The organism is Microcoleus sp. B13-B6 (assembly GCF_036705405.1).
Classification (GTDB): Bacteria; Cyanobacteriota; Cyanobacteriia; order Cyanobacteriales; family Microcoleaceae; genus Microcoleus.
Map to the genome: position 1 here is coordinate 73,543 of NZ_JAUBUJ010000010.1, position 9,918 is coordinate 83,460.

Annotated in this window: 9 protein-coding genes; 3 read left to right on the top strand and 6 right to left on the bottom strand. The window is 45.5% G+C overall.

All coding sequences use genetic code 11. The features are described from left to right. Positions 1-142: 142 nt before the first annotated feature. The 6 genes from QUB35_RS06705 to QUB35_RS06730 form a co-directional block, all read right to left on the bottom strand. The gene (locus QUB35_RS06705; RefSeq protein WP_333140524.1) at positions 143-862 is read right to left on the bottom strand and encodes a carbonic anhydrase; all 720 of its coding nucleotides are present in this window, start codon (positions 860-862) and stop codon (positions 143-145) included. A 103-nt stretch (positions 863-965) separates the two neighbouring features. Then, positions 966-2,825: an NAD(P)H-quinone oxidoreductase subunit F gene (locus QUB35_RS06710; RefSeq protein WP_333140526.1), complete on the bottom strand. Its 1,860-nt coding sequence runs from the start codon at positions 2,823-2,825 to the stop codon at positions 966-968. 333 nt (positions 2,826-3,158) lie between these two features. Beyond that, positions 3,159-4,103 (bottom strand): glycosyltransferase, encoded by a 945-nt coding sequence (locus tag QUB35_RS06715; RefSeq protein WP_333140528.1) that lies wholly within the window; start codon positions 4,101-4,103, stop codon positions 3,159-3,161. A gap of 66 nt (positions 4,104-4,169) precedes the next feature. Further along, a complete protein-coding gene (locus QUB35_RS06720) occupies positions 4,170-4,877 on the bottom strand; it encodes a L,D-transpeptidase (protein WP_333140530.1) in 708 nt (235 codons plus the stop codon). 322 nt (positions 4,878-5,199) lie between these two features. Continuing rightward, positions 5,200-6,315 (bottom strand): phospho-N-acetylmuramoyl-pentapeptide-transferase, encoded by a 1,116-nt coding sequence (gene mraY, locus QUB35_RS06725; RefSeq protein WP_333140532.1) that lies wholly within the window; start codon positions 6,313-6,315, stop codon positions 5,200-5,202. Positions 6,316-6,444: 129 nt separating this feature from the next. After that, positions 6,445-6,684: a DUF3134 domain-containing protein gene (locus QUB35_RS06730; protein ID WP_006631296.1), complete on the bottom strand. Its 240-nt coding sequence runs from the start codon at positions 6,682-6,684 to the stop codon at positions 6,445-6,447. Between the two features lie 413 nt (positions 6,685-7,097). On the opposite strand from QUB35_RS06730, the gene QUB35_RS06735 reads away from it, so the two are divergent. The 3 genes from QUB35_RS06735 to QUB35_RS06745 form a co-directional block, all read left to right on the top strand. Beyond that, complete coding sequence (locus QUB35_RS06735) at positions 7,098-8,774, top strand: glycosyltransferase family 4 protein (RefSeq protein WP_333140534.1); 1,677 nt, start codon at positions 7,098-7,100, stop codon at positions 8,772-8,774. 76 nt (positions 8,775-8,850) lie between these two features. Continuing rightward, on the top strand, positions 8,851-9,435 hold the full coding sequence (locus tag QUB35_RS06740) for a PAP/fibrillin family protein (RefSeq protein ID WP_333105632.1): 585 nt from the start codon (positions 8,851-8,853) through the stop codon (positions 9,433-9,435). An 83-nt stretch (positions 9,436-9,518) separates the two neighbouring features. Next, a partial coding sequence (locus QUB35_RS06745) for a retroviral-like aspartic protease family protein (protein WP_333140537.1) occupies positions 9,519-9,918 on the top strand: 400 nt, incomplete at its 3' end.

Consider the following 9,918-nt stretch of genomic DNA (forward strand, 5'->3'; position numbering starts at 1 on the left):
CCTCCGTGGCCTCCGTGGGCATACCTCACTTTATTGAGAACTGCTGTATTTGATATTAACTATCAATTTGGCACGCTTTTATGGTTGATAATTTGAGAATTTAGAGCTCACTTTTTTCCCAAATTATAACTTTAAAATTGCATCAAGACTCAACCAGAATATTGACTGCACCCGTGTCTAAATCGTAATATCCACCCACAACTTTCAGTTTATTCTCCTCAATTAACTTAGAGATAACAGGAGATGCTTTCAACCTCTTAGCTTGCAGCACAACATTGGCTTTGCAGGCATTTTCTAGATGATCGCCTGCTTGGCCTTTCGAGCTTTCTACAGCCGGCTTAATGGCGTCGAGCAAACTGCCAATTTGACCCGGAACTTGAGCTCCTTTGATGGTTGCCTCTACCGCACCGCAACGTTTATGCCCGATTACCATCAGCACTTTTGCTCCCAATACCAGCGTGCCAAATTCCAGGCTGCCAATTTCTTCGGGAGTAGCAACATTTCCGGCCACGCGACACACAAATAAATCTCCCAATCCCTGATCGAAAATAATCTCCGAAGGAAAGCGGGAATCTGCACAGCCGAGAACAGCAGCAAAGGGTTTTTGAGATTTGGCAACTTCGACGAGGCGGGGTAAGTCTTGGTTGGGACTTTGGCGTTTTCTGTTAACAAAGCGCTTGTTCCCGTCCATTAACTTTTGCAGAGCTGCATCGGGAGTCGAGTCATTTTGAGCAATTGCTGGTTCGGGTGCAGCCAAATCAGCGCCTGCTCCTGCTGCAAGTATCCCTGTACCAATGGCTCCTGCGACAAATTTGAGGGAATTGCGTCGGGAAAGATTGAATTGTCTGTTGTTTGATGTCATTTATGTGCCTTATTTGAACGAGTTGGAAATCTTTGTTCAAGACTTCATGCTTTTAAGATTTTAGATTAAAACTGTCACCTAAAATCTTAAAATTTATATCTTTTTACCCGCCTACAATCAGCGACAGGCGAGCTAGCAGCGGCCAGCTTATCAGCAGTCCCAAAAGCGCAACTCCGAACAGAATTGTTAGGGCGTAAAACTGAGTTTGACCGTTAACGTTGTATTTGAGGCTTTGCCCGCCGAAAACCGTTGCAAAACCGATTAAATTTACGAAACCGTCAACAATATTGCGATCGATCCAAGAGATAACTTGAGCAACTAGACCGACTGCAAATATCACTGTTACTCGGTAAAGTTTGGCAGTGTAAAAGTCGTAAGCAAAAAAGTCTTGCAAAGCTTGAGAACCAATTCGCACCGGTTTTTCCCATTTTTCGTTCAGGTAAACAAATGCTCCGGCACCGATGCCGATCGCCGTTGACAAAACTAGCAGTCCAGTTGCGGTATAATTCAAACTTGCCCCCGGCAATAAATGCCACGCAGCCAGCAAGTGCGGAACGTGCAAAGTAAAGCCCATTAAAACAGTCATCGGCAAGATAAAAGGCCAGTGAACTTCCGGCGAGCGTTCGGTCATTTGCTTTGGTTTGCCGCCAAAAACTAAACCGAAGACGCGCATCAACCCAAAAGCAGTGACGCCGTTTACAAACAGCACTATTCCTAACAAGGAAGGATGAGTTTGCCAAAGCCCGGATGTGAAGTCTTCTAAAGCCCAGAAGCAGCCGAAGGGCGGCAGTCCCACCAATCCAGCGCTACCGACAATAAACGATATGGCCGATATCGGCCGCTTTGCCCACAAACCGCCGAGAGAGCGGACATCCTGAGTGATGCTGTTCCAAACTACCGAACCGATGCTCATCACCAGCAAACCCATTGCCAAGCTGTAGGCAAATATTAATGTCAGGGCTGTCTGGGCTTGTCCGGTGCCGACGGCGATAAATACTAAGCCCATGTAAGAGCTGACTATATAGGAAAGCGTGCGCTTGATGTCAATTTGGGCGATCGCAATTAATGAAGCACCAACCGCCGTCGCAGCGCCTACAATAATAGTTGTCTTCAGTCCGCTCGGCGACAAAGCAATCACCGGCTGCAACTTAATCAATATCCAAGCACCAGTTTCGACAACTACGGTGTTCCGCAAAATCGTCGCCGGCAGCGGGCCTTCCATCGCCTCATCCAGCCACAGGTGCAAGGGAAACTGAGCGCACTTACCCATCGGCCCGGCAATCAAAGCCAAGCTCAACAGCGTCGCTACAGTAGGGTCAAGCTTTGCAGTCTGAGCCCAAACAGCCAACTCGTCAAAATTCCAAGTTCCAGCCAGTGGCAGAATTGCGACTACTCCCATCAGCAGGAATAAATCTCCCACCCGCTTTGTTAAGAAAGCGTCGCGGGCTCCTGTCACCACCAAAGACTGATTGAACCACAGCCCGACTAGCAGGTAAGTACCCAAAGTCAGAACTTCCAAAATCATGTAGCTGAAGAACAGGGAATTGCACAGTACCAAGCCGCACATCCCTGCTTCAAACAGCCCCATCAGGGAAAACAATCTCGCCCAGCCCCAGTCCATTTCCATGTAACCGAAAGCATAAATCTGCGCCAGCAAGTTCAGTCCGGTAATCAAAACTGTCGCGCCGACGGTGACAGTAGAGATTTCTACGGGAATGGTTAAGTCTAAACCTGCTACATTCAGCCAGGGAATTAACTGGTGTTGTGCCGGTTGGTTCCAGATAGCTGTCAGGGCTATGACGCCGTGTAAGAAAGCGAACAAGGTTAAGATGGCGTTCACGTAACCGGATGGTCTTGGCCCCGTGCGACGGGTAATTGCCGGAAACCACAGCATCGACAGAACTCCGCCGATGAGTGGATAGCAAGGTATAAACCAAACGGTCTGGAGTAAGATTTGAGCCATTGGCATTACTTGTAAAGGTTACAAAAATTTAAAATTATGAGAATAATTCCCAACGCGCTGACGACAGCAGTGAAAAGCCCGAAGGCAGAAGTAAAGAAAATTTTGGGGTTTGCCTCTGAGTTTCTTCTCCTCGTCAAACCGAGCGCTTCAGAATAGACTTATTAATTTTATATTAAGTATTGCGTTAAATTTTCATATTTCGGATTCAGCTTATTTATCTGTACTGATAAACTATACTTATATGTATATAAGGGCGGATTGTGTACAAACGAATATTTGTCGATCGCAAGTGCGATCGAACAATAATTTATTGCTCTAAAATATTAAAACCGATTAAAACCGCTCAATCTGCCAAGCTGATTCTGGAAGTTTGGCTTGGCGCTGTCCCATCGACCTTGCCCTAACATTCACTAGACCGATCGGCGTATTAAACAAATCTACCATATCGGCTTGGGCCATCGCACTTTTGGCAGCCGCAACCGGAAATTCCTTTAACAGCCACCTAGCCAGCCGGTAAAAATATTCCCCTGTTGTGAATTCTCGCATCAAATCGACACCGTGGAGTTCGTGCAAATATTTATTTGATTCGCCGTACCGATACCATTGACTTTGCAACTGTTTTATTGTAGAACGGTGGCGGTGTCGGACGATCGCATTTTCGGCAAAATACATTTTATAGGATGTTTCCCGCAAAATCCGCCAGCATAAGTCCGCATCGCCGCCGCTGGTGAGATGCGGGCGAAACAAACCTACTGTTTCTAAAACTTGTTTGCGTACAGCTAAATTGGCTGTTTGGCCGTAAGCACAAAAAGGGTGAGCGAGTGTATGTTTTTGAGATAAAGTATTTTGGCGATCGGCGTGTTGTTCTAAAATAGTTTTACCGGGCAATGCGAGTATTTCCCCGGCTGAAAGTGCGATTTCTACATCTAAAAATGGTTTAACTAAATTTTCCAGCCAGTCAGATTCCGGGCGACAGTCTGCATCAGTAAATGCAATGATTTCGCCTGTTGATGCGCGAATTCCTTTATTGCGGGCGGCGTAGGAACTTTGAATCTGGTTTTCTGTGAGGTGGCGAATGGTTATTTGATCCAACTTAGCTGCTGTTTCGAGGATTGCTGAAGTGCGATCGCGACTGTTATTGTCTACTAAGAGATATTCTACACTGTCGATCGGATAAGTTTGCGATCGTAGGCACTCGATCAACTCCGGCAAATCCATCTCGCCGTTGTAAACAGGCACAACCACCGAAACTTGAGGTAAAAACCCGTCACTGTTCATTAAATTCTTGTGGAACAGGCCGGAAAGCCTGTTGCTTCAGAAAAACAAGTTTTATACCAGTTTACCTTATTTAACAATTTCTACTGCCGTTCCCTTCTGCACAAACCCATACAACTCCTCAACATCCTTATTTTCCAGCGAAACGCAGCCCAAAGTCCAGTTCGAGCGAGATTTTATTATATTATCCGAATTAGGAGGAACGCCGTGAATCCCGACTTCGCTACCCACGCTATCGCCCCAGCCAATTGTACCGTTTTGCTTGGCTTTTACGTGTTTGCGCCAAGATTGTTTAGTTGGATAATCCAGCCACAGAAACTTTGACCAAGTTTCGTGAGGGTACATATCTTTAATACTAAAAACACCTTCCGGCGTCCGCAAATCCCCTGCTTTTAATTTATCACCTGTGGGGTTGCCACCAAATACTACAGGATAAGATTTTACTGGCTTTTTGCTATCGTATACAGTCAGCCTGTATTTGGATTTTTCAACTAGGATGGAAATTCTGTTTTTATCTAACTTATCTGGTTCGCCTAAAATTTGTCTTAGCGGCTTGTCGTAGTTTAATAAATTATCGGGCGGGAATTGGGTATGCAAAATATTTAAATCATCAGCCGGACAGTTATTTAAGCAGAAAACGTCTAAAATGTAGGGAATTGGAACAGCATAACCCAGCCTAACGAGGTTCCAGTAAAAAACTAAGCTAGCAGCCAGCAATAGAAGGCTTGTAGATGAAACAATTCTTCCAATATTGCCCCTGATTTTTTTTGTTTCCATTGCATTAACTAGGGATATTATAGATTGTTCGGCGGTTGAAACTGCTACTTACTACAGAAACGAAGTCCCTCTCTAAGAGACTAAGAAATGTGGAACAGCCCAAAAGCGTGTTGCTTTAGCTTTAAACGGGCAAGATGCCCGTTCCACAACTGCATTGAGTTATTGTGGAACAGGCATCTTGCCTGTTTCTTTCCCTTAAACAGGCAAGATGCCTGTTCCACAACTGCATTGAGTTATTGTGGAACAGGCATCTTGCCTGTTTCTTTGAAATAGGAGAAAATATCTCTTGCATCCCCTGCACAATCCGTTACCAAATCCGCGGTTAACTGTTGCTAGTAAACATCAAAATCATTAACACTAACACCCCGTTTGTTAAATAAAAGATGCCAACAACCTGAGTTTCCAACCAGCCGCACAACTCTAAATGATGGTGCAGTGGAGCCATTCTTAACAGACGCTTGCCGATGCCATCCGGGCCTTTTGTAGCTTTGTAATAACCTACTTGAGCAATTACTGACAGCGTTTCAATAAAGAAAATCCCGCTGATAATTAATAATATCCAAAGGCTATTTGTTAATAAAGCTACCGCACCCAACGCACCGCCCAAAGCTAAAGCACCTGTATCGCCCATAAACACCTTGGCTGGATTGCGGTTGTGTGCTAAGAAACCGAAACAACTGCCGCTGATGCAAGCGCAAAATATCATTAATTCTGGCGAAGTTGAGGCTACAGATGCGCCCAATCCCAAAAGTGCGATCGCCCCCAAACCTCCCATCAACCCGTCAACACCATCGGTAATATTAGTAGCATTGCTTTCGGCAACTAGCACAAAACCCGCCAGCGGCCAGAACAGCAAACCTAATGGCAATACCCAACCGAAAGGCAAAGCAACATTCGTAGAAATTGCTGGTTGATGAAACATCAGCCACAGACAAAATAGAGCAGCAAAACTTATTTGCAAAGCCAATTTCATCCGAGGTGAAATACCTTTGTTCGACTTACGTCGCAGAATTTGCCAGTCATCAATCCAGCCAATGAAACCGTAAGCTAAAGTTAAAGCCGATACGGCAACAACATCTGAGTTAAACTTAGACCAAAGTAAAGCGACTGCTACCCCAGCAGGTACAAAAAAGATGCCTCCCATTGTCGGCGTTCCCGCTTTTTTCAAATGGGCTTGGGGGCCGTCTTCGCGAATTATTTGTCCTGCTTTTAGTTGCTGGAGTAGGGGTACAACTGCATAGCCCAACCCCGACGCAACTAAAGCACAAACAATTAGCGGCATAAATAGCGATGCAGGTAAATTCAAAAATCTATCCGCTGCTACATCTAAACCGATCGCTACAGTGCCTAGCCCCAAACCCAGCAGCAGGAATAAATTCCTGCCCGTAAGTTTGAAAGGCAGACTAAAAGGGATTTTCTCATCCAAAAAGTTATCCATAACACTCCTCACCACACACTATTTGAGAATAAGCAATTGACAATGGGGAATAGGGTGCGATACAGGAGATTGAGAAATCTCTTAGTTTTTCTTCCCTGTTTCCGGTTGATTTCTTCACCCTTTTACCCGTTATTCTTCGCCTACACTCACATCCTCTTCTACTTCCTCTTCTAAATCATCGTAAGGACTGTCGTCAACTGCCATAAGTTCCGAAATTTCTTCTTCGTGCAGATAGTCGGGTTCTTGGACATCCCTTGCTAACAGGCGATTGTTAGATTCCAACCAGTCTAAAAGAGAAGATTGCTGTTTTAATGGAATTACATCCGCAGGTAAATGGCGAGGAATTTGACGCAGAGATGGGTTGTACATGATTATTGGTTTTTAAAGACAAAGACGCGATCGAGTAGAGGTAACGTTTTGCCGACGAACTGCTCCTTTGATCAAGCACTTGCAAATCGGGCATTTAGCAAGGCTAAAGCATTATACCACAGGCACTGTTTGGTTCCGGATCGGGATAAGATGGGAGACCGAAAAGGCGATCGCCCCCAAGCATGGGCATGAGGATAACACTAAAATCCGCTCTTGCCAATCCTTCTTTAGCCGTAAGCATTGTAATCCCAGACGATCGTCTTTAAGATATCGCGGGACAAGCGGCGATCGTATTCTGCAAGCTTCGCTAACGGCAAGGGTTTGATTCACAACAGTCTCCTGGTTTTTCATCAAAGCCTGAGCTCGAATGCCGTCTGGCTTCTTCAGTCAACTCTCAAGCAATAAATCTCAGAATGGATATAACGGCAGCGGTTTTATACAACAAAGAGGGCTACCACACCGGAGGCAAAAAACTTCTGGGGCGTCATTCAGCCGGAGAAGGGTTTCTCAAAAGCTTAGTCCAACACGGAACCGCTGACTCTCTCTACTGTTACGCCGACAGCAAAACAACCTTTAAGGAGTTTTGTTCGCACATCCAACCTTGGCTGCAAAAACCTCGGAAAGTCCGCTGGATTCCCACAGAACGACCGGATTTGCTATCTCAACCGGGCACAATTTACCGACCCGATCCGCTTCTGTCGCAGATGGTTTGGGCGCGCAGATTTGTCGATCAGCGGGCCTACAGCGTTTGCGGCGTTACTCACACGATCGGTACAAAATACATCATGGGGGCGATCGGCGATTTGATAACCGCACCCATGCAGCCTTGGGACGCCCTGATCTGCACCTCTGCAGCGGTGAAAACAGCAGTAGAAGGAGTTATGAGGGAGTGGTCTGAATATTTAGCCCAGCGCAACGGCGGTAAACCGGAAATTTTAGTCAAATTGCCGGTTATTCCCCTAGGAGTGGATTGCAGCGCGTTTCCGCAGGGTGTGGAAGCAGTTAATAGTCGCCGCCAACTGCGACAAGAAGTGGGCATTTCTCCCGAAGATATTGTTGTGTTATTTGTCGGTCGATTGATTTTTTCTGCAAAAGCTCATCCGGTACCGATGTACATCGCCCTAGAGGGCGCGGCACAACAGACAAAAGCCAAAATCCACTTAATTCAAGCAGGTTGGATCGAAGATCCGAGAGAAGAACCCGACTTTAAAAATAGCGCGCAAATATTTTGTCCCTCCGTGAATGCTATTTTTTTAGATGGGAGAAAGCCGGAAGTTAGAATAAATATTTGGTCGGCCGCCGACATTTTCATTTCGCTTTCGGACAACGTTCAAGAATCCTTCGGACTGACGCCAATTGAAGCAATGGCAAACGGACTGCCGGCCATAGTCTCCGATTGGAACGGATACAAAGAATCTGTACGCCACGAAATAGACGGCTTCCGCATTCCCACACTCATCCCGCCCCCGGAATCTTGTTTAGATTTAGCCTTAAATTATCTCGACGACAGCTTAAATTGGCCGACTTACATGGGTCACACTTCCCTCGCCACAGCAGTTGACATTGATGCTTGCACTCTGGCGTTGTGTCAATTAATTGAAAACCCCGAATTGAGAAAGCGGATGGGGGAAAATGCCCGACAAAGGGCGAGGGAAATTTATGATTGGAAAGTAGTAATTGCTGCTTACGAACAATTGTGGCGGGAATTAGCAGAAATTCGCATGGAGGCACCGGAGTCAGCACCTTTAAAACCTGGGAAGCCGCCTTATCCCCTAGGCGACGATCCGTTTCGGGTATTGGGCCATTATGCGACTAGAAGTTTAAGCAATGAGATGATGCTGAGTCTGGGTGCGATCGCCACACCAGAACTTTTAAAGCAGGTACAGACAATTAGGTTTACCAGTTTTGGTGAGGATAGGAGAATATCTGTTAGCATTCAGATGGAGATATTGGAGACAATTAAGCAGGAAGGTGCGATCGGCGTGGGGGAACTTATCCGACGCTACGTTAAAAACGAGCAAGAATTAGCCTACCTGTATCGGACACTGCTTTATTTGGTGAAATTTGGTATCTTAGTGATTAGTGATTAATCATTAGTTATTGATGATTGGTTATTACAAATAACAACTTCCCTCTTTGTTTTTTCCTATTCCTTCTTAAAAAATCATGCTTAGAAAATCTGCACTCTTAGAGATAATTGCTGGTAAGAATCGAGGTTTGCTGGCTACGGCTAGCGACAAGCAAGCGATTTTAAGTGCGATCGCCCAATTGGAAGATTACAACCCCACGCCTCGCCCTGTCGAAGCCGCAGAGCTTTTAAATGGTGATTGGCGGTTATTGTACACCACCAGCCGCGAACTGCTGAATCTCGACAGTTTTCCCTTGGTGAAATTAGGTCAAATTTATCAATCTATCCGCGTCAAAGAATCTAAAATTTACAACATTGGCGAACTTTACGGCTTGCCTTATTTGGAAGGAATTGTCAGTGTAGCGGCGAGATTTGAGCCAACTTCGGAACGGCGAGTGCAGGTGAAGTTTGAGCGGTCTATTGTAGGTTTAAGCAGGTTGATTGGCTATGAATATCCGGGGAAGTTTATCGATGAGATTGAGTCGGGTAAAAAGTTCGCTGCTGTAGATTTCGGGCTGGATACTCGCGAACAGCAGGGATGGCTGGATATCACTTATTTGGATAAAGATTTGCGGATTGGACGGGGGAATAAAGACAGTGTTTTTGTCTTGACAAAAGAGTGATTTTGTGATGTGTGATTAAGTCCGATCGCTCTTTTACCTGAAATTTGCAATCAGTCTAAAATGATACCGAGAGGAATACAATTATGACATCAACTATCAAAGAAACAATGGGCAAAATTACCACAACGCTGACAATCACGAATCGCCTCGACCAAGGTAAAGCAGAAGATAATCTAATTCCGGCTGACCAAATACGTTCTATTACAATCAAAAATGTGCTGGTAGATACTGGGGCGACTACTTTATGCTTGCCGCAGGATGCGATCGCCCAACTCGGTTTAAAACTCCTGAAAACAGTGCCTGTAGCAACGGCAACAGGCATCGGTACGGCACGCATTTTTGAAGATGCAAAAATTTCATTAATGGGAAGAGACGCGACTTTTGAGTGCATAGAACTGCCCGCAGGAGCCGATCCGTTATTGGGCGTCATCCCGTTAGAAGCATTAGGAATTGAATTAGATTTGCAGAAACAAACACTCGTGC

What these genes read in the sequence shown, in the direction of transcription:
- QUB35_RS06705 (WP_333140524.1), bottom strand. Translation starts at nt 862, where the DNA reads ATGACATCAAACAACAGACAATTCAATCTTTCCCGACGCAATTCCCTC.
- QUB35_RS06710 (WP_333140526.1), bottom strand. Translation starts at nt 2,825, where the DNA reads ATGGCTCAAATCTTACTCCAGACCGTTTGGTTTATACCTTGCTATCCA.
- QUB35_RS06715 (WP_333140528.1), bottom strand. Translation starts at nt 4,103, where the DNA reads ATGAACAGTGACGGGTTTTTACCTCAAGTTTCGGTGGTTGTGCCTGTT.
- QUB35_RS06720 (WP_333140530.1), bottom strand. Translation starts at nt 4,877, where the DNA reads ATGGAAACAAAAAAAATCAGGGGCAATATTGGAAGAATTGTTTCATCT.
- mraY (WP_333140532.1), bottom strand. Translation starts at nt 6,315, where the DNA reads ATGGATAACTTTTTGGATGAGAAAATCCCTTTTAGTCTGCCTTTCAAA.
- QUB35_RS06730 (WP_006631296.1), bottom strand. Translation starts at nt 6,684, where the DNA reads ATGTACAACCCATCTCTGCGTCAAATTCCTCGCCATTTACCTGCGGAT.
- QUB35_RS06735 (WP_333140534.1), top strand. Translation starts at nt 7,098, where the DNA reads ATGGATATAACGGCAGCGGTTTTATACAACAAAGAGGGCTACCACACC.
- QUB35_RS06740 (WP_333105632.1), top strand. Translation starts at nt 8,851, where the DNA reads ATGCTTAGAAAATCTGCACTCTTAGAGATAATTGCTGGTAAGAATCGA.